Source organism: Achromobacter sp. 2789STDY5608621, from assembly GCF_001299375.1.
Classification (GTDB): domain Bacteria; phylum Pseudomonadota; class Gammaproteobacteria; order Burkholderiales; family Burkholderiaceae_B; genus Achromobacter; species Achromobacter insuavis.
The window spans coordinates 1-17,830 of sequence record NZ_CYTU01000023.1 but is presented as its reverse complement, the minus strand read 5'-3'; the positions used below and the strand labels follow the sequence as shown (position 1 = coordinate 17,830).

At 66.4% G+C, this 17,830-nt stretch carries 18 protein-coding genes; 14 read left to right on the top strand and 4 right to left on the bottom strand.

Annotation, left to right across the window (positions count from 1 at the left end; all coding sequences use genetic code 11):
* Positions 1-47: 47 nt before the first annotated feature.
* Positions 48-971, bottom strand: coding sequence for a LysR family transcriptional regulator (locus AOZ53_RS20195; protein ID WP_054431028.1), 924 nt, complete (start codon positions 969-971; stop codon positions 48-50).
* Positions 972-1,285: 314 nt separating this feature from the next.
* Between AOZ53_RS20195 and AOZ53_RS20190 the strand changes: the two genes are divergently transcribed.
* From AOZ53_RS20190 to AOZ53_RS20165, 6 genes are all read left to right on the top strand, one after another.
* Positions 1,286-1,972, top strand: coding sequence for a hydrolase (locus AOZ53_RS20190; protein WP_006392138.1), 687 nt, complete (start codon positions 1,286-1,288; stop codon positions 1,970-1,972).
* Positions 1,973-2,077: 105 nt separating this feature from the next.
* Positions 2,078-3,670, top strand: a complete 1,593-nt coding sequence (locus AOZ53_RS20185; RefSeq protein WP_054431030.1) for an MFS transporter — start codon at positions 2,078-2,080, stop codon at positions 3,668-3,670.
* Between the two features lie 38 nt (positions 3,671-3,708).
* Entirely contained in the window at positions 3,709-4,413 is a 705-nt protein-coding gene (locus AOZ53_RS20180) for a pirin family protein (protein ID WP_054431032.1), read from the top strand.
* Between the two features lie 38 nt (positions 4,414-4,451).
* The gene (locus AOZ53_RS20175; RefSeq protein ID WP_054431034.1) at positions 4,452-4,712 is read left to right on the top strand and encodes a XapX domain-containing protein; all 261 of its coding nucleotides are present in this window, start codon (positions 4,452-4,454) and stop codon (positions 4,710-4,712) included.
* Positions 4,713-4,842: 130 nt separating this feature from the next.
* The gene (locus tag AOZ53_RS20170) at positions 4,843-6,738 is read left to right on the top strand and encodes an amidohydrolase (RefSeq protein ID WP_054489054.1); all 1,896 of its coding nucleotides are present in this window, start codon (positions 4,843-4,845) and stop codon (positions 6,736-6,738) included.
* A gap of 11 nt (positions 6,739-6,749) precedes the next feature.
* On the top strand, positions 6,750-7,205 hold the full coding sequence (locus AOZ53_RS20165; protein ID WP_054489052.1) for a DoxX family protein: 456 nt from the start codon (positions 6,750-6,752) through the stop codon (positions 7,203-7,205).
* A gap of 42 nt (positions 7,206-7,247) precedes the next feature.
* On the opposite strand, the gene AOZ53_RS34330 is transcribed toward AOZ53_RS20165, so the two are convergent.
* The gene (locus tag AOZ53_RS34330) at positions 7,248-8,318 is read right to left on the bottom strand and encodes a hypothetical protein (protein WP_156333450.1); all 1,071 of its coding nucleotides are present in this window, start codon (positions 8,316-8,318) and stop codon (positions 7,248-7,250) included.
* Between the two features lie 93 nt (positions 8,319-8,411).
* Positions 8,412-9,344, bottom strand: a complete 933-nt coding sequence (locus tag AOZ53_RS20155; RefSeq protein WP_006389526.1) for a LysR substrate-binding domain-containing protein — start codon at positions 9,342-9,344, stop codon at positions 8,412-8,414.
* Between the two features lie 171 nt (positions 9,345-9,515).
* Between AOZ53_RS20155 and AOZ53_RS20150 the strand changes: the two genes are divergently transcribed.
* From AOZ53_RS20150 to AOZ53_RS20125, 6 genes are all read left to right on the top strand, one after another.
* Positions 9,516-10,424: an amino acid ABC transporter substrate-binding protein gene (locus tag AOZ53_RS20150; RefSeq protein ID WP_054489048.1), complete on the top strand. Its 909-nt coding sequence runs from the start codon at positions 9,516-9,518 to the stop codon at positions 10,422-10,424.
* Between the two features lie 102 nt (positions 10,425-10,526).
* Positions 10,527-11,279, top strand: a complete 753-nt coding sequence (locus AOZ53_RS20145) for an amino acid ABC transporter permease (RefSeq protein ID WP_054431039.1) — start codon at positions 10,527-10,529, stop codon at positions 11,277-11,279.
* 8 nt (positions 11,280-11,287) lie between these two features.
* Positions 11,288-11,977, top strand: coding sequence for an amino acid ABC transporter permease (locus AOZ53_RS20140; protein WP_054431041.1), 690 nt, complete (start codon positions 11,288-11,290; stop codon positions 11,975-11,977).
* Positions 11,978-12,028: 51 nt separating this feature from the next.
* Positions 12,029-12,763 carry an amino acid ABC transporter ATP-binding protein gene (locus AOZ53_RS20135; RefSeq protein WP_054431043.1) on the top strand — a complete coding sequence of 245 codons (735 nt, stop codon included), beginning with the start codon at positions 12,029-12,031 and terminating at the stop codon, positions 12,761-12,763.
* A 5-nt stretch (positions 12,764-12,768) separates the two neighbouring features.
* Complete coding sequence (locus AOZ53_RS20130; protein ID WP_054489046.1) at positions 12,769-13,827, top strand: threonine aldolase family protein; 1,059 nt, start codon at positions 12,769-12,771, stop codon at positions 13,825-13,827.
* A gap of 39 nt (positions 13,828-13,866) precedes the next feature.
* Entirely contained in the window at positions 13,867-14,775 is a 909-nt protein-coding gene (locus AOZ53_RS20125; RefSeq protein ID WP_054431046.1) for an EamA family transporter, read from the top strand.
* A gap of 89 nt (positions 14,776-14,864) precedes the next feature.
* Here the strand turns inward: AOZ53_RS20125 and AOZ53_RS20120 are convergent, their stop codons facing one another.
* Positions 14,865-15,149 carry an acylphosphatase gene (locus tag AOZ53_RS20120; RefSeq protein ID WP_054431048.1) on the bottom strand — a complete coding sequence of 95 codons (285 nt, stop codon included), beginning with the start codon at positions 15,147-15,149 and terminating at the stop codon, positions 14,865-14,867.
* Positions 15,150-15,310: 161 nt separating this feature from the next.
* On the opposite strand from AOZ53_RS20120, the gene AOZ53_RS20115 reads away from it, so the two are divergent.
* Positions 15,311-16,207: a phytanoyl-CoA dioxygenase family protein gene (locus AOZ53_RS20115; protein ID WP_054431049.1), complete on the top strand. Its 897-nt coding sequence runs from the start codon at positions 15,311-15,313 to the stop codon at positions 16,205-16,207.
* 219 nt (positions 16,208-16,426) lie between these two features.
* A complete protein-coding gene (locus tag AOZ53_RS20110; protein WP_054431051.1) occupies positions 16,427-17,590 on the top strand; it encodes an alpha-hydroxy acid oxidase in 1,164 nt (387 codons plus the stop codon).
* Positions 17,591-17,830 lie beyond the last annotated feature (240 nt).

Sequence of the window (17,830 nt, the reverse complement as noted above, 5' to 3'; positions counted from 1 at the left end):
CCCTTTTGTTTTGATGCGGTTTGCCGTGTCGGCAGCGCGCCGGCGCCCTACGCCTGCACGTCGCTGGCCCACGGCTCCGCCGTCAACCGTTCGGCCAGGTATTCGATCAGCGCCTGCACCCGCGCCGGCCGCCGGCGGCCCGGCGGCGTGACGATGTGCAGCGCGATCGGGTCGATCTGCCAGTCGTCCATGGCGGTTTCCAGCGCGCCCGATTGCAGGTCTTCCCAGGCCAGGAATTCCGGCTGCAGCGCCAGGCCCAGGCCGGCCTGCAGCGCGGGTGACAGCGCCTCGGCGTTGTTGACGTTCAGCTGCACCGGCAGCGACTGCGAGAACTCGCCGTGCTTTTCGTGGCGGAAGCGCCAGCTCGAGCCGTTGCGCGCGTACATGTATTGCAGCGCGGTGTGCTGCGCCAGGTCGCGCGGATGCTTGGGCTTGCCGGCGCGCTTGAAGTAGCTGGGCGCGCCCACCAGCAGGATGCGCACCGAGCACAGGCGCCGTGCCAACAGCGTGGAGTCCACCAGGTTGGAGATGCGCAGGGCCAGGTCGAAGCGTTCCGACACCAGGTCGGCCTGCTTGTCGTTGAACTCGATCTCCAGGTCCACGTCGGGATGCGCCTGCATGAAGGGCGGCAGCATCGGCGCCAGGTGGGTGACGCCGAAGGACATGGGCGCGGCCAGGCGGATCTTGCCGCGCAGGCTGGTGGATTTCTCGGTGACCTCGGCCTCGACCGCCTCGCCCTCTTCCAGGATGCGCGCGGCGCGCTCCAGCGCCGCATAGCCGGACTCCGTCAACGACATGCTGCGCGAGGTGCGGTGGAACAGCATGGTCTTCATCTTGGTCTCCAGACGCGTGATGGTCTTGGACACCGTGGCCTGGGACAGGGACAGTTCGGCCGCGGCCTTGGCGAACGAGCCCGTGTCGGCGACCTTGGCGAAGATCGCCCAGCCCTCCAGATCCGGCAGTTTGTTCATGGTGGTTCTCGCAAAGAAAGTCGCGTCGATGATAGCGGCTGACTATGTGACGAACAAGAATGCCCGGGGCGCACCGGCGGGAAATGCCCGTGTCGCGGGGATCATGCAAAAAATGGAAAGGATGCAATTCCCCGCTGCGGATTCTCAGGCGGGGGGCGGATCCCTACTATGCCCATACCGACACACGACGTGAACGAAACCCCTCAAGCGGCATTCGAGCACGACGACAGCGGGGCAAGCCGGAACGGTTTGCGCAGCGCCCGAATTCACCTTGCCGCATTCCCCTGAACGATTCCCTGAAAGAGAGAGCCACCATGTCCGCCAACAAATACCTCGAAGTCCTGACCCCGCAGAACAGCCAGATCATCTTCATCGACCAGCAGCCGCAGATGGCCTTCGGCGTGCAGTCGATCGATCGCCAGACGCTCAAGAACAACGTGGTGGGCCTGGCCAAGGCCGCGCGCACCTTCAACATCCCGACCACCATCACCACCGTCGAGACCGATGGCTTCTCGGGCAACACCTTCCCCGAACTGCTGGCCGTGTTCCCCGAGAACAAGATCCTCGAGCGCACCTCGATGAACTCGTGGGACGACCAGAACGTGCGCGACGCGCTGGCCGCCAACGGCCGCAAGAAGATCGTCGTGGCCGGCCTGTGGACCGAGGTCTGCAACACTACCTTCGCCCTGTGCGCCATGCTCGAAGGCGACTACGAGATCTACATGGTGGCGGACGCCTCGGGCGGCACCTCGGCCGACGCGCACAAGTACGCGATGGATCGCATGATCCAGGCCGGCGTGGTGCCGGTGACCTGGCAGCAGGTGATGCTGGAATGGCAGCGCGACTGGGCCCGCCAGGAAACCTACGACGCCGTGACCGGCATCGCCAAGGAACATTCCGGCGCTTACGGCATGGGCATCGACTACGCCGTCACCCACGTGCACAAGCTGGCCGAGCGCGTGACGCACGGCGAGCGCATCGGCCCCAACCCGGCCAAGTAAGCCCCGCGCCCGGGCCGGCAACGGCCCGGGCCGCTTCTTTTTCCGATCACGGCAGGCGGCGGGATGCACGGCCCCTGGCGACCCAGCGCGATCCCGGAGCATTCCATGCCGAATTCCCCTTCCCCCTCCGCGGGAGGCAGCTTTGCGCCTCTGCGCCAGCCCGTGTTCGCCGTCCTGTGGGCGGCCGCGGTGCTCGGCAACGTGGGCAGCTTCATGCGCGACGTCGCCAGCTCCTGGCTGGTGACCGACCTGTCGGCCAGCCCGGCCGCGGTGGCGCTGATCCAGACGGCGGCGACGCTGCCGATCTTCCTGCTGGCGATTCCGGCCGGCGTGCTGTCGGACATTCTGGACCGCCGGCGCTTCCTCATCTTCGTGCAGTTGCTGCTGGCCTCGGTCAGCGGCACCTTGTTGCTGCTGTCGCACTTCGGCGCGCTGACGGTGGACTACCTGATCGCGCTGACCTTCGTCGGCGGCATCGGCGCGGCGCTGATGGGCCCGACCTGGCAGTCGATCGTGCCCGAGCTGGTGCCGCGCGAGAACCTGAAGGGCGCGGTGGCGCTGAACTCGCTGGGGATCAACATCGCGCGCGCCATCGGCCCGGCCGCGGGTGGCCTGATCCTGGCCAGCTTCGGCGCGGCGGTGACCTACGGCATGGACGTGTTGAGCTATGTGTTCGTGATCGCCGCCCTGCTGTGGTGGAAGCGTCCGGCGGCGACCGACAGCGCGCTGTCGGAGAACTTCCTGGGCGCGTTCCGGGCCGGCCTGCGCTATACGCGGGCCAGCAAGGAACTGCATCGCGTGCTGCTGCGCGCCGCGGTGTTCTTCCTGTTCGCCAGCGCGGTGTGGGCCCTGCTGCCGCTGGTGGCGCGGCAGATGCTGGGCGGCACGTCCGGCTTCTACGGCATGCTGCTGGGCGCCGTGGGCGCCGGCGCGATCCTGGGCGCGCTGGTGATGCCGAAGCTGGGCGCCAAGCTGAATGCGGACGGGCTGGTGCTGCTGGCGTCCGTGGTCAGCGCGGTGGTGATGGGCGTGCTGGTGTTCGCCCCGCCCAAGTGGCTGGCGGTGCTGATGCTGGTGCTGCTGGGCATGGGCTGGATCACGGCGCTGACGACCTTCAACGGCGTGGCCCAGGCGATCCTGCCCAACTGGGTGCGCGGCCGCGGCCTGGCGGTGTACCTGATGGTGTTCAACGGCGCGATGGCGGCCGGCAGCCTGGGCTGGGGCCTGGTGGCGCGTGAAATCGGCGTGCCCTACGCCCTGGTGGTCAGCGCCGTCGGCCTGGTGATCGTGGCGCTGCTGTTCCATCGGGCGCGGCTGCCGGTGGGCGAAGCCGACCTGCAGGCGTCGAACCACTGGCCCGAGCCGCTGGTGTCGGAGTCGGTGGCGCATGACCGCGGCCCGGTGCTGATCCAGGTCGAGTACCGCATCCGCCAGGCAGACCGTCCGGCGTTCCTGGACGCGATGCAGCGCCTGTCGCAGGAGCGCCTGCGCGACGGCGCCTATTCCTGGGGCGTGGCCGAGCACACCAGCGATCCCGAGCGGGTGGTGGAGTGGTTCTTCGTGGAGTCGTGGGCCGAGCATCTGCGCCAGCACCATCGGGTCTCGCATGCCGACGCTGATCTGCAGGCCGAGGCGCTGCGGTTCCATATCGGTCCCGACAAGCCCGAGGTGCATCACTTCCTGGCCCTGAAGCGCTGACGCCCCGCTTTCCCATTCGTCCCACCTGGAGGCTCGCCATGATAGAGCGCCGACCTTTGACAACCCTGGGCCACGCCCGCCGCGGCTGGCTCGATGTGAAACACCATTTCTCGTTCGCCAACTACCTGGATCCGCGGCGCATGAACTGGGGCGCGCTGCGCGCCTGGAACGACGAGACCATCGCGCCGGGCGCCGGTTTTCCCGCGCTGCTGCACACCGATGTGGAAATCATCACCTGCGTGCGGGAAGGCGCGTTGACCCATGAGGATGACCTGGGCAACCGCGGCCGCACCCGCGCCGGCGACGTGCAGGTCATGAGCGCGGGCAGCGGCCTGACGCACGCCGAATTCAACATGGAAGGCGGGCCGGCGCGGGTGTTCCAGATCTGGATCGAACCGGATCGCCGCGGCGTGCCGCCGAGCTGGGGCAGGAAGACGTTTGCCCGCGACGCCTGCGACGGCCATTTCGTCACGCTGGCCAGCGGCATCGAGGGCGACGAGGATGCGCTGCCGATCCGCAGCGATGCGCGGGTGCTGGCGGTGGCGCTCAAGGCCGGCCAGGCCGCCACCTACCGTTTCGCCCGCGGCCGGCGCCGTGGCTACCTGGTGGCGTCCAAGGGCCGCCTGACCGTCAACGACGTCGAGCTGGGCAGCGGCGACGGCGCCGCCATCGAGGACGAAGCCGATGTGCGCATCACCGCGCTCGACGACGCCGAAGTGCTGCTGGCCGATACCCACGCGTGATCCGACTTTCCCCCTTCCTGACACACACGAGAATGCGCATGAAGATCTATCTGCTTTCCCTGGGCGCCGGTCTGCTGGTCGGCGTGGTGTACAGCCTGCTGCAGGTGCGTTCGCCGGCGCCGCCGCTGGTGGCGTTGATCGGCCTGCTGGGCATCCTGGTCGGCGAGCAGCTGGTGCCGGTGGGCAAGCAGCTGCTCAATGGCACGGCCTTCGTCGCCGCCTGCGACAAGGAAAAGGCGGTGAGCCACGTGTTCGGGCAGCTGCCGGGCCGCCAGGCCCAGGACAAAGACCAGGGCTGAACCCCTTTTTTCGCACCCACGGAGATATCGTATGCCTACCCGCCGCGACCTCATCGGTGTTGCTTCCACGCTAGCCCTCAATAGCCTGTTGGGCGGACGCGCCGCTGCCCGTTCCAAAGGAGAATCCCCCATGCCAAACGCCTCAAACGCCTACCCGGACGTCATCTTCCACAACGGCCGCATCACCACGCTGGACCGCGCCAGGCCGCTGGCCAGCGCCGTCGCCATCCAGGACGGACGCTTCGTCGCGGTCGGCACCGATGCCGAGGTCATGGCGCTGGCCGGTCCCGCCACCCGCCGCGTCGACCTCAAGCAGCGCGGCGCCCTGCCCGGCCTGTTCGACAACCATACCCACGTGGTGCGCGGCGGCCTGAACTACAACATGGAGCTGCGCTGGGACGGCGTGCGCTCGCTGGCCGACGCCATGGCGATGCTCAAGCGCCAGGTCGCCATCACGCCGGCGCCGCAATGGGTGCGGGTGGTGGGCGGCTTCACCGGGCACCAATTCGCCGAGAAGCGCCTGCCGACGATCGAGGAGATCAATGCCGTCGCGCCCGACACGCCGGTGTTCCTGCTGCACCTGTACGACCGCGCCCTGCTCAACGGCGCCGCGCTGCGCGCGGTGGGCTACACCAAGACCACGCCCAACCCGCCGGGCGGCGAGATCATCCGCGACGCGCAGGGCAACCCGACCGGACTGTTGCTGGCCAAGCCGAATGCGACCATCCTGTACGCCACACTGGCCAAGGGGCCCAAGCTGCCGTTCGACTACCAGGTCAATTCCACGCGCCATTTCATGCGCGAGCTGAACCGCCTGGGCGTGACCGGCGTGATCGACGCGGGCGGCGGTTTCCAGAACTATCCCGATGACTACGCCGTGATCCAGAAGCTGGCCGACGAAGGCCAGATGACGGTGCGGCTGGCCTACAACCTGTTCACGCAGAAGCCCAAGCAGGAGAAGGAAGACTTTCTCAAGTGGACGTCCAGCGTGAAGTACAAGCAGGGCACCGACTACTTCCGCCACAACGGCGCCGGCGAGATGCTGGTGTTCTCGGCCGCCGACTTCGAGGACTTCCGCGTCGAGCGGCCGGACATGCCGCCCGAGATGGAAGGCGAGCTGGAGGAAGTGGTGCGCGTGCTGGTGCAGAACAAGTGGCCGTGGCGTCTGCACGCCACCTATGACGAGACCATCTCGCGCGCGCTGGATGTGTTCGAGAAGGTCAACCAGGACACGCCGCTGACCGGGCTGAACTGGTTCTTCGACCACGCCGAGACCATTTCCGACAAGTCGATCGACCGCATCGCCGCGCTGGGCGGCGGCATCGCCGTGCAGCATCGCATGGCCTACCAGGGCGAGTACTTCATCGAGCGCTACGGCGCGGCCGCGGCCGAGGCCACGCCGCCCATCGCCAGGATGCTGGATCGCGGCGTGAAGGTTTCCGCCGGCACCGACGCCACCCGTGTCGCGTCCTACAACCCGTGGGTGTCGCTGTCGTGGATGGTGACCGGCAAGACCGTGGGCGGCACCCGCCTCTATCCGGCGCGCAACTGCCTGGACCGCGAGACCGCGCTGCGCATGTGGACCGAGAACGTGGCCTGGTTCGCCAACGAGGAAGGCAAGCGCGGCCGCATCCAGCCGGGCCAGCTGGCCGACTTCATCGTGCCGAGCAAGGACTACTTCCGCTGCAGCGAGGACGAGATCTCGTTCCTGACCTCGGACCTGACGGTGGTTGGCGGCCGGGTGGTCTACGGCGCCGGCGAATTCGGGCCCGAGGACGACAATCCGCTGCCGCCCGCCATGCCGGACTGGTCGCCCACGCGCCTGTTCGGCGGCTATGCCGCCTGGGGCGACCCCGACGGCGCCGGCCGCAATTCGCTGGGCTACCGCAACATGGCGGCCTGCGCGTGCGCCACCAGTTGCGGGCTGCATGGGCATGACCATGCCAAGGCGTGGGCCTCGAAGGCGCCCAGTTCCGACCTCCAGGGCTTCTTCGGCGCCCTGGGTTGCTCCTGCTGGGCCGTCTGAGGAGGCCGGCCATGAACGCGACCTTTCAATGGGAGCGGCGGCTGGCCGGCCTGGCCCGGCCGCTGTTCGGTTCGCCGGCGGTGCGGTTCCTGGCCTACCTGGGCCTGTGCGCCGCCTACCTGCAGGGCGGGCTGGTCAAGCTGACCGACTTTCCTGGCGCGCTGGCGGAGATGGCGCATTTCGGGCTGGCGCCCGGGCCGTTGTTCGCGGTGCTGGTGATCGCGCTGGAACTGGCGGCCTCCGCCATGATCCTGAGCGGCCGCCTGCGCTGGCTGGGGGCGCTGGCGCTGGCCGCCTTCACGCTGGCGGCCACGGGCATCGCGCTGCGCTACTGGGAGATGCCGGCCGGCCAGGAACGCTTCATGGCCGCCAATGCGTTCTACGAGCACCTGGGGCTGGCGGGGGGATTGCTGCTGGTGGCGTGGCTGGATCTGCGCGAATCCGTCCTCAGCAAGGTAGCGACTTGAGTGCTGATGCGCTTAAGCATCTACTGGAAAGATCTTCCCTATTTAGTCCGATGTGCTAAACGATTCATGAGCAAGGCGAGCTGCTCTTTTGGCGATTTCTGGATAGCGTTGTACGTCAGGAGAGTGGCTCCAGTATTTAGGGGCTCGACGTGCACAACGGAGATGAAAAATTCGTGAGGAAGCTTCCCAGTACGGATCGTCTGCATGGGCGGCCAGGATTTCTGACGCTGCAATCTTTCCGGCCTCGTTGTCGAAGTTGATGCTGTGAGAAATTTGCGAAAAGCGCTCCAGTTTCTTGTCAGTCGTTGTAATCCAACAATCCTGAATAATTCCGTCCAACGCTTGATTGTCCAGGACGTTTGCGCTATTGAGCAAATTCAAGTCGCTCGCGCCATTGAAGGCAACTGCCAACAATTGTTCCGGACTTCGCGGCAATGCCTCTTCCTTCGTTTGCACGAAATTTCGTCTGAACACTCGTCGCAAATCGATAAGTTCACGGCTGTCATTGCGAGGGTTCGCAAAGCAATATCGAGCAATTTCGACTTCCTTCGCACTCAGAACATCAAGCTCTTCTTCAGCCATATCCAGGTACCTTTCAAATTTCTCGATAGGCTTTAATCTCGACATTCTGTCTACGACCTGCAGATAGACTAATGAGCAGAATGGCACGGCCAGAACCATTTGCGCATTCATCTCAAGATCGAAAAATCCATAGTCCTTTGATTTGCCGGAATAGGTCGCCGGGATGGCGTCAGGCGAATCGACAAAATTCGGCAGGTGACGAGCGAGAAATACATCGAATGCTTGTCGGCAGTTTTCGGCAAGTGCAGGAGGCATTTCGCCGAATGCGAACGCTGGAGAGAGATAGATGCTCTGGGACGGACAGCGTTCCAACAACGTTAGGAGGTTATGTAACCCGGCGGGTTTGATGGCGGACACTTTATTTCCGCTGCGCACGACTCTTTCCATCTTAATTAAGATGTTCGTGTCTAACACCAGCGTTGTAGCTATATCTTGAAGGTGATTCCGGGCGACCCTGATGGGATCAAGCTTTGGAACCTCTCCTATCGGTCGGCTGGCTTTGAAGAACAGCGTACGTATTTTTTGTTCCACGTTTATGTCCTGGATATCGCTACATCATAAGAAGGTGCTTGGATAGCATCTCGCGGTGAGAAATCTCTTTGTTTGCGAAACCATGCTTGAGCATCATCGCCCCGGCCGCGCCTTCAGGTCCGCCATCTCTTCCTGCATCAACTGGTGCGCGTAGCGCGAGAACACGCTGACCAGGCGGGTGCGGGTGTGGTATGGCGGGTACAGCAGCGCCACCGTGACCGGCACCGCCGGGCTGAACGGGCGCACTTCGACGCCGTTGGCCTCGTATTCCTCGCGCGCGGCCAGCGGGTTGATCAGCGCCACGCCCAGGCCGGCGCCCACCAGCGCACAGACCGACGAGCCCAGGCCGGCCTCGGCCACGGTCTGGCGCTCGACCTTGGCGGCCTTGAAGACCGCGTCGATCTTTTCCCGCAGCGGCGTGGCGCTGGGAAAGGCGATGAAGGGCTCGCCGGCGAAATCGGCCGGCTTGAGCTTTTTCAACTTGGTCAGCCGGTGGCCCTTGGGCAGCACCGCCACGCAGTTCATGGTCAGCACCGGCTCGACCTGGATGCCGGGGCTGTCGCCCGACAGCATCGCCAGGCCGGTGTCGCAGAAACCCGAGCTGATCCAGTTGTGCACCGCGCTGGCGTTGCCGGAATGGATCGAGACCATGACGTCCGGGTATTCGGTCTTGAAGGCGGCCACGATGCGCGCCAGCAGGCCGCCGGCCAGGCGCGGCATGGCCGCCACGCTCAGGCGGCTGGCGCTGAAGGAGCGGATGCTGGCCGCCGCCGATTCCAGGCCGGCCAGGCCGATGAAGGTCTTTTCGACCTCCTGGAAGAAGCGCGAACCGTCCTGGGTGGGGGTCAGGCGGCTGCCGTTGCGGTCGAACAGGGGAAATTGGGTGATTGCTTCCAATTGCGCTATTAAGCGGCTAACGTGCGGCTGCGAGGTATGCACTCTGCGCGCCGCGGCGGTCATGGATCCGGTCATCATGACGGCCCGGAAAGCCTCGATGTGTCGCAAGCCCATTCGTGTAATGGCCATATCAAATCCGTATAGAGGAATACCCGATTGGAACTGGATAAAACCATAACGCTAGTTGATACTTTTTGCCAGCCGCGGGGCTCATCGCGGGACGCGGCGGGTCGTATGCATTCCGGCTCCGCTGTTCGTGAACATAAGCACGCGCCGCTCGACCGGCGCCAAGGGAATAAGATGAAAACATTTGCCGCGATTTCGGTCGCCGCCGCCCTGTTCGGCAGCGCCGCCGCCCACGCCGAAGGCCCCAGCCGCCTGGACAAGATCCGCGACACCGGCGTGATCACCATCGGCCATCCCGAGACCTCCGTGCCGTTCGCCTACCTGGACGGCAACCAGAAGCCGATCGGCTACACCGTCGAGATCTGCCAGGAAATCGCCCAGCACATCAAGACCGCGCTGAAGCTGCCCAAGCTGGACGTGCGTTACAACCCGACCACCTCCGCCACGCGTATCCCGTTGCTGGCCAACGGCACCATCGACCTGGAGTGCGGCAACACCACCAACAACCTCGAACGCCACAAGCTGGTGTCGTTCGCGCCCACCACGTTCGTGGCGCAGGTGGTGCTGGTGGCGCGCAAGGACGGCGGCGTGGATCCCAACAACCTGGCCTCGTTCCGCGGCAAGTCGATCGCGGCGCAGGCCGGCGGCCAGACCTTCAAGCTGATTTCGCGCTTGAACGCCGAGGGCAACCTGGGCATCACCATGGCACCCACCAAGGATACGGCGGAAACGTTGCTGATGGTGGAATCGGGACGCGCCGCGGGCTCGGCCAACGATGACGGCATCGCCTATGGCGTGGTGGCCTCGTCCAAGAACCCCGACGCCTTCGTGATCGGCACCAAGGGCCTGGAACTGGCGCCCTACGGCATCATGCAGCCCAAGGACGACCCGGCCTTCAAGAAGGTGGTGGACGACGCCGTGCTGGACCTGATGAAGAGCGGCCGCGTCGCCGCGATCTACGACAAGTACTTCAATTCCCCGATCCCGCCCAAGCAGATCAACCTGAAGTACCCGATGAGCGACGCGCTCAAGCGCGCCCTGGCCCATCCGACCGACTCCGGCGACCCCAAGGCCTACGAGTAAGCCGGTCCGCCGCCGCGGCCCCCGGGGGCCGGGCGGCGACACGCTAAACCGGGCGCCGGCCGCCGGCGCCCGTTTCTTTGGTTGTCCACAGGTCCTCAAAGCATGAATTACAACTGGAGCTGGAGCATCTTCCTGGAGATGTCGCCCGACGGCGTGCATACCTTCCTGGAGACCATCCTGATCGGCGTGGGCTGGACCCTGGCGCTGGCCCTGACGGCGTGGGTGTTCTCGCTGCTGCTCGGCTCGTGCCTGGGCGTGATGCGCACCGCCTCGTCGCGCCTGGCCAATGCGGTCGGCGCCACCTATGTCGAGATTTTCCGCAACGTGCCGCTGCTGGTGCAGATGTTCCTGTGGTATTTCGTGCTGCCGGAGCTGCTGCCGCATGCCTGGGGCCTGGCCATGAAGCAGATGCCGCAGCCCTGGGGGCAATTCCTGCCGGCGGTGCTCTGTCTGGGCTTCTACGGCTCGGCGCGCGTGGCCGAGCAGTTGCGCGCCGGCATCCAGTCGCTGCCGCGCGGCCAGTTCCAGGCGGGCACGGCGCTCGGCCTGACCGAGACGCAGGTCTACCGCTACATCATCCTGCCCGAGGCCTATCGCATCGTGCTGCCGCCGCTGACCTCGGAGTTCATGGGCACGATCAAGTATTCGTCGGTGGCGCTGACCATCGGCCTGCTGGAGCTGACCGGCCAGACCCGCTCGATGGCGGAGTTCAGCTTCCATATCTTCGAGGCGTTTTCGGCGGCGACCGTGATCTACCTGATCCTGAACGGCACGGTGGTGCTCGGCATGCGCCTGCTTGAACGCCATGTGGCGGTTCCCGGCCTGATCGGCGCGGCGACCAAGAACGGACGCTAGGAACCGCCATGGGCAAATTCGATTTCGACGTCATCGGCAGCGCGCTGCCGTACCTGTTCCAGACCGGCATGACGTTCACGCTGACCCTGACGCTGCTGGCGGCGGTGATGGGGCTGGCGCTGGGCACCGTGCTGGCGATGATGCGCCTGTCGCGCTACCGGATCCTGTCGGTGCCGGCGGGCATCTACGTGAACGTGATGCGTTCCGTGCCGCTGCTGCTGGTGATCTTCTGGTTCTACTTCCTGGTGCCCTACATCGCCGCCTGGATCGTGGGCTCGCCCACGCCGCTGCGGGTGGGGGCGTTCAACTCGGCGGTGGTCACGTTCACGCTGTTCGAGGCCGCGTACTTCTGCGAGATCATGCGCGCCGGCATCCAGTCGATCGCGCGCGGCCAGGTCTCGGCCAGCATGGCGCTGGGCCTGAACCACTGGCAGGGCATGCGCTACGTGATCCTGCCGCAGGCGATCCGCAACATGGTGCCGGCGCTGCTGACGCGGGTCATCATCCTGTTCCAGGACACCTCGCTGGTGTACGTGCTGTCGCTCACCGATTTCCTGGGCGCGGCGTCCAAGATCGGCCAGCGCGACGGCCGGCTGGTGGAACTCTATCTCTTCGTGGCGGTGGTGTATTTCGTGATCTGCTTCACGGCATCCCGTCTGGTCAAACGGCTGGAAAAGCGCGTCCGGGTGCTGCGCTAGGCGCCCAGGTTATCCACAGGTCCAACGATGCAACTCTCTTCGAAACCCCCGATGATCGAGATCAAGCAGGTCAGCAAGTGGTATGGCGATTTCCAGGTGCTGGATGATTGCAGCACCACCGTCGGCCGCGGCGAGGTGGTGGTGGTGTGCGGCCCCTCCGGCTCGGGCAAATCGACCTTGATCAAGACCGTGAACGCGCTCGAGCCCTTCCAGAAGGGCGAGATCGTGGTCAACGGCATCCAGGTGGGCGATCCGCGCACCAACCTGCCCAAGCTGCGTTCGGTGGCCGGCATGGTGTTCCAGCACTTCGAGCTGTTCCCGCACCTGTCGGTGACCGAGAACCTGTGCCTGGGCCAGCTCAAGGTGCTCAAGCGCGGCAAGGACGAGGCCCGCGCCCGCGCGCTGGCGCTGCTGGAGCGGGTCGGCCTGTCGGCGCACAAGGACAAGCACCCGGGCGAGCTGTCCGGCGGCCAGCAGCAGCGCGTGGCGATCGCCCGCGCCCTGTCGATGGACCCGGTGGTGATGCTGTTCGACGAGCCGACCTCGGCGCTGGACCCGGAGATGGTCAACGAGGTGCTGGACGTGATGACCGACCTGGCCGGCGAAGGCATGACCATGATGGTGGTGACCCACGAAATGGGGTTTGCCCGCCGCGTCGCCGACCGCGTGATCTTCATGGACGGCGGCAAGATCGTCGAAGACTGCCCGAAGGACGCGTTCTTCGGCGATGTCGAGGCGCGCGCCCCGCGCACGCGCCAGTTCCTTTCCAAAATTTTGCAGCACTGATAGCCATGAGCCAGCGGATCTCCGTCGACCCCTCCCACCCGCTCGTCGACCTGCGCAGCGACACGGTCACCCACCCCACCGCCGCCATGTACGAGCGCATGCGCACGGCGCCCATCGGCGACGACGGGCTGGACGGCGACCCCAGCGTGCGGGCGCTGGAAGCGCACGTGGCCGCGCGCCTGGGCAAGGAAGCCGGGCTGTTCGTGCCCAGCTGCACCATGGCCAACCTGCTGGCGGTGCTGGCGCAGACCCAGCGCAATGAACAGGTGGTGCTGGAGTCGGCCGCGCACATGTACACATCCGAGCGCGGCGCCGCCACCTTCACCGGCCTGTTCTACCAGGGCGTGCCCGGCACCGACGGCGCGATGGACCTGAACCGCCTGGAAGACGCGATGCAATCGGGCGGCCACAAGCTCAAGACCTCGCTGGTGGCGATGGAGACCTCGCACAACAACGCCGGCGGCGCGGTGCTGCCGCTGGACCACATGCAGGCGGTGTACGGCATGGCGCAGGCCGGCGGCGTGCCGGTGCACCTGGATGGCGCGCGCCTGTTCAACGCCGCGGTGGCGCTGGGCGTGGCGCCGGCCGAGATCACCCGCCATGCCGATACCGTGTCGCTGTGCCTGTCCAAGGGCCTGAGCGCGCCGGTGGGCGCGGTGCTGACCGGTCCGCGCCAGGTGATGGCGCGGGCGCGGGTGCTGCGGCGCATGCTCGGCGGCACCCAGCGCCAGGCCGGCATCATGGCCGCGGCCGGGCTGGAAGGCGTGCAGACCATGGGCGACCGGCTGGTCGAGGACCATGCGCGCGCGCGTCGCCTGAGCGACGGCCTGAACCGCCTGGATCCGGTGCTGTCGGCCACGGTGCCGCAGACCAACATCGTGCAGGTCGAGACCGCCGACACCGGCATGACCAACGCGCACTGGGTCACGGCGCTGGAAGCGGCGGGCCTGCTGACGCGCCCGTGGGGCCGCACGCGGCTGCGCTGCGTGACCCACCGCCACATCGACGACGAGGACATCGACCGCGCCATCGAGGCCTTCAAAAAAGTGCTGGCAAGCCGCTGATCCGGCGTTTCACGGGGGCGGGCGATGCGATAATGCGGGATGTCCGCCGCTACCCAACTTTCCAAGAAAGATTATCTCTGCGCCCTGACGGTGGTGGTGATCTGGGGCCTGAACTTCGTCATCATGAAGATCGGCCTCAAGGGCCTTTCCCCCATGATGCTGGGTGCGCTGCGATTCGCGCTGGCCGCCTTCCCCCTGGTGCTGTTCGTGCGGCCGCCGCGCCTGCCGTGGCAATGGATCGCCGCCTACGGGCTGGTGCAGGGGCTGGGCCAGTTCGGCCTGCTGTTCACGGCCCTCAAATTCGGCATGCCGGCGGGCATGGCCTCGCTGGTGATCCAGACCCAAGCCTTCTTCACGTTGCTGCTGGCCGCGCCGGTGCTGCGCGAACGCGCGCGGCCGCATCACTGGCTCGGGCTGGGCGTGGCCGCGCTGGGGTTGGCGGTGATCGCCGCCGGCCGCGGCGAGGGGCCGGGCCAGATGACCATGCTGGGATTCGTGCTGACGCTGGGCGGCGCCGCGATGTGGGCGGTGTCGAACATCATCGTGCGCCTGGCCAGCCGCAAGTCGCCCGGCTACGACCCGTTCGCGTTCATCGCCTGGAGCAGCGCCGCGCCGGTGCTGCCGTTCCTGGGGCTGGCGGTGCTGGCCGACGGCTGGGACGCGGTGACGGGCATGATCCTGGGGATCGGCTGGGGCGAGGCGCTGTCGGTGTTGTATCTGGCGGTGCTGGCCACGCTGCTGGCCTATACCCTGTGGACGCAGCTGCTGACGCGCCATCCGGCCGCCAGGATCGCGCCGTTCTCGCTGCTGGTGCCGGTGGTGGGCCTGTGGGCGGCGTCGGCCGCCTTCGACGAGCGGCTGCAGCCGCTGCAATGGCTGGGCGCGGGCTGCGTGCTGGCCGGCCTGATCATCAACCAGGTCGGCGGGCGCTGGCTGCGCAACCGCTGATCCCGTCCCGCGCCGCGGGCCTGGCCCGCGGCATTCATCCCTGTCTCCACCCCGCTTTCGGATGAGCGGCGTAGGCCGTGGCGCGCTTCCTACAGCTGTTCGAAATGGGCATAACGCTTGTCGGTGTAGTCCCGGCGCGTGACCATTTCGACGACCTCGGCCCCGGGCGGGCCGCGCCGCAACCATTCCAGCATGTGATCGACCTGGTCGGGCGTGCCCTGCACCAGGGCCTCGACCGTGCCGTCCAGCATGTTCTGCACCCAGCCGCGGGCGCCCAGCAGGTGCGCGCGCCGCACCGCCGCATGGCGGTAGCCCACGCCCTGCACGGTGCCGCTGACGGTGACGTGGACGGTCTCGATATGGGTGTCTTGCATTGGTTTTCCTTCGGATGATGCGCCGCGGCGCGCCGGTGACCTAGGCGGTTCCGACTACAGCGGATGATCGATAGGCCCCTCGGGCATCGAAGCGATACGTTAGAGCACATGTCAAAACGTGCCAACGGGAACACCCGCAAGCAAAGCTTGGAGAAGCCATTATGGAAGAGACCAGTTTGTTGTCGGAAGCAGAAACAGCACGCTATCGGGACCAGGGCTACCTGGCCCTGCCGGACATGTGTCCGCAGGACGAGGTGGGCTATATCCGGCGCACGCTGCTGGAACTGTTCGCGAACAAGACGGGCTACAACGAGGGGGCGCAATACGATTTCATCAGTCGCGACGACCCGTCCAAGCCGGCCAAGTTTCCCAGTTTGCACGATCCGCGCCATTATGCCCCGGGCCTGCTGAAGACCGCCTATCACGAGCGCACGCTGGAGCTGGCGCGCCAACTGCTGGGCGAGGACGCCGCGCTGTACGGCGAACATGCGCTGCTCAAGCCGGCGCTGGTGGGGCCCGAGACGCCGTGGCACCAGGATGAGGCGTTCCGCTCGCCCGACTTCGTCTACAACGAGCTGAGCATCTGGCTGGCGCTGCAGCCGGCCACGCTGGAGAATGGCTGCATGCAGTTCATCCCGGGCTCCAACAAGAGCGAGGTGCTGGAGCATCGCTCGCCCGGCGGCGACAAGACGCTGCACCCGCTCGAGTGCTGCGCCGATTTCCCGCGCGACCAGGCGGTGGCCGAACCGCTGCAACCCGGCGGCTGCACCGTGCACGATGCGCGCACGCTGCATTTCACGGGCGCCAATACGTCGCCGCAGCCGCGGCTGGCGTACATCCTGATCTACAACACGCCGCCGGTCTACAAGCCGGGACGGCGCGAGTTTCCGTGGCTCGAAGGCCGCTGGACCGACAGCCAGACCCGCAAGAAGGAATGGCATCGCCGTGGCGGCCTGGCGGTGGACGTGCTGCGGCGCCTGCCGGGGGCGCGGCTGACCAGCCCGCGCTGGGTGGCGTGGGCCACGATCCGGGCGGTGACCAAGGTCTGGCCGCGCTAGCGGCGGAGTCAGCGGCCGCGTCGCCGTCGACGCAAATGCGGTCGCGATGAAGGGGGAACCGGGGCCGGCAAGGGGCGCTTGCCGGCCTCGGCGCGTATACTGGGCGGCGCCGCGGGGCCTTGCCGCCCGGCGTGAACGGCAAGTGTCTGGACGACGCATGCGGGTTCGCGCGGGCCGGTCGCCGCGGGGTCGCGTCCCACTTTCCCCAGAAAAATAACCATGACCGCTAACCTCTCCACGATCACCTGCATCGAAGACCTGCGCGCGATTGCGCGCAAGCGCGTGCCGCGCATGTTCTACGACTACGCCGATTCGGGCGCCTGGACGGAAGGCACGTACCGCGCCAACGAAAGCGATTTCCAGAAGATCAAGCTGCGCCAGCGCGTGGCGGTGAACATGGAAGGCCGCTCGCTGCGCACGACACTGGTGGGCCAGGACGCGGTGATGCCGCTGGCGATTTCGCCGACGGGCCTGACCGGCATGCAGCATGCCGATGGCGAGATCCTGGCGGCCAAGGCGGCGGCCGATTTCGGCGTGCCGTTCACGCTGTCGACCATGAGCATCTGCTCGCTGGAAGACGTGGCGGCGGCCACCGGCAAGCCGTTCTGGTTCCAGCTCTACGTGATGCGCGACCGCGAGTTCGTCGGCGACCTGATCGACCGCGCCAAGGCGGCAGGCTGCTCGGCGCTGGTGCTGACGCTGGACCTGCAGATCCTGGGCCAGCGCCACAAGGACATCAAGAACGGCCTGTCGACGCCGCCCAAGCCGACCATCCGCAATCTCATCAACCTGGCGACCAAGCCGCGCTGGTGCATGGGCATGCTGGGCACCAAGCGCCGCACGTTCGGCAACATCGTCGGCCACGCCAAGGGCGTGAGCGATCTGTCGTCGCTGTCGTCGTGGACGGCCGAGCAGTTCGATCCGCGCCTGAGCTGGGACGATGTGGAATGGATCAAGCAGCGCTGGGGCGGCAAGCTGATCATCAAGGGCATCCTGGATGTCGAGGATGCGCAACTGGCGGCCAATAGCGGCGCCGATGCGCTGATCGTCAGCAACCATGGCGGACGCCAGCTGGATGGCGCGATGTCGTCGATCGCGGCGCTGCCGTCGATCGCGGATGCGGTGGGGTCGAAGATCGAAGTGTGGATGGATGGCGGCGTGCGCTCGGGGCAGGACATCCTCAAGGCGGTGGCGCTGGGCGCGCGCGGAGCGATGATCGGGCGGGCCTTCCTGTACGGGTTGGGGGCATACGGGCAGGCGGGCGTGACTCGCGTGCTGGAGATCCTTTACAAGGAAATGGATACGACGATGGCGCTTTGCGGGCGGCGCAATATCGACGTCGGGGATCGGAGTATTTTGTTGCCGGGGACTTATCCGGTCTGAAGGTTTCTCTGATCGGCTGGAAGCCGGTGGGTCGCTGTTGCGGCTTGCCGGCTTTTTTGTTTCTTGCTTGCGGGGTTTGCGCTTCGCGCGTCTTTCTTCGTAGGTCGGCCGGCGCGGCGAGGGGCAGGCGGGGCGCGCCTACGATTGCGGTCCGGAGCGTTCGCTCCGGACTGCCCCTTCGTCATCCTTGTATGGTGTAGATGCGCCTTCCGCAGTGGGAGGGTGCTGGGGTAGGGACGT

Excerpts from the sequence above, each read along its gene's own strand:
- AOZ53_RS20175 (WP_054431034.1), top strand. The coding sequence starts at position 4,452 with ATGAAGATCTATCTGCTTTCCCTGGGCGCCGGTCTGCTGGTCGGCGTG.
- AOZ53_RS20140 (WP_054431041.1), top strand. The coding sequence starts at position 11,288 with ATGGGCAAATTCGATTTCGACGTCATCGGCAGCGCGCTGCCGTACCTG.
- AOZ53_RS20130 (WP_054489046.1), top strand. The coding sequence starts at position 12,769 with ATGAGCCAGCGGATCTCCGTCGACCCCTCCCACCCGCTCGTCGACCTG.
- AOZ53_RS20180 (WP_054431032.1), top strand. The coding sequence starts at position 3,709 with ATGATAGAGCGCCGACCTTTGACAACCCTGGGCCACGCCCGCCGCGGC.
- AOZ53_RS20190 (WP_006392138.1), top strand. The coding sequence starts at position 1,286 with ATGTCCGCCAACAAATACCTCGAAGTCCTGACCCCGCAGAACAGCCAG.
- AOZ53_RS20165 (WP_054489052.1), top strand. The coding sequence starts at position 6,750 with ATGAACGCGACCTTTCAATGGGAGCGGCGGCTGGCCGGCCTGGCCCGG.
- AOZ53_RS20135 (WP_054431043.1), top strand. The coding sequence starts at position 12,029 with ATGATCGAGATCAAGCAGGTCAGCAAGTGGTATGGCGATTTCCAGGTG.
- AOZ53_RS20155 (WP_006389526.1), bottom strand. The coding sequence starts at position 9,344 with ATGGCCATTACACGAATGGGCTTGCGACACATCGAGGCTTTCCGGGCC.
- AOZ53_RS20125 (WP_054431046.1), top strand. The coding sequence starts at position 13,867 with ATGTCCGCCGCTACCCAACTTTCCAAGAAAGATTATCTCTGCGCCCTG.
- AOZ53_RS20110 (WP_054431051.1), top strand. The coding sequence starts at position 16,427 with ATGACCGCTAACCTCTCCACGATCACCTGCATCGAAGACCTGCGCGCG.
- AOZ53_RS20145 (WP_054431039.1), top strand. The coding sequence starts at position 10,527 with ATGAATTACAACTGGAGCTGGAGCATCTTCCTGGAGATGTCGCCCGAC.
- AOZ53_RS20150 (WP_054489048.1), top strand. The coding sequence starts at position 9,516 with ATGAAAACATTTGCCGCGATTTCGGTCGCCGCCGCCCTGTTCGGCAGC.
- AOZ53_RS20115 (WP_054431049.1), top strand. The coding sequence starts at position 15,311 with ATGGAAGAGACCAGTTTGTTGTCGGAAGCAGAAACAGCACGCTATCGG.
- AOZ53_RS20170 (WP_054489054.1), top strand. The coding sequence starts at position 4,843 with ATGCCAAACGCCTCAAACGCCTACCCGGACGTCATCTTCCACAACGGC.
- AOZ53_RS20185 (WP_054431030.1), top strand. The coding sequence starts at position 2,078 with ATGCCGAATTCCCCTTCCCCCTCCGCGGGAGGCAGCTTTGCGCCTCTG.
- AOZ53_RS20120 (WP_054431048.1), bottom strand. The coding sequence starts at position 15,149 with ATGCAAGACACCCATATCGAGACCGTCCACGTCACCGTCAGCGGCACC.
- AOZ53_RS20195 (WP_054431028.1), bottom strand. The coding sequence starts at position 971 with ATGAACAAACTGCCGGATCTGGAGGGCTGGGCGATCTTCGCCAAGGTC.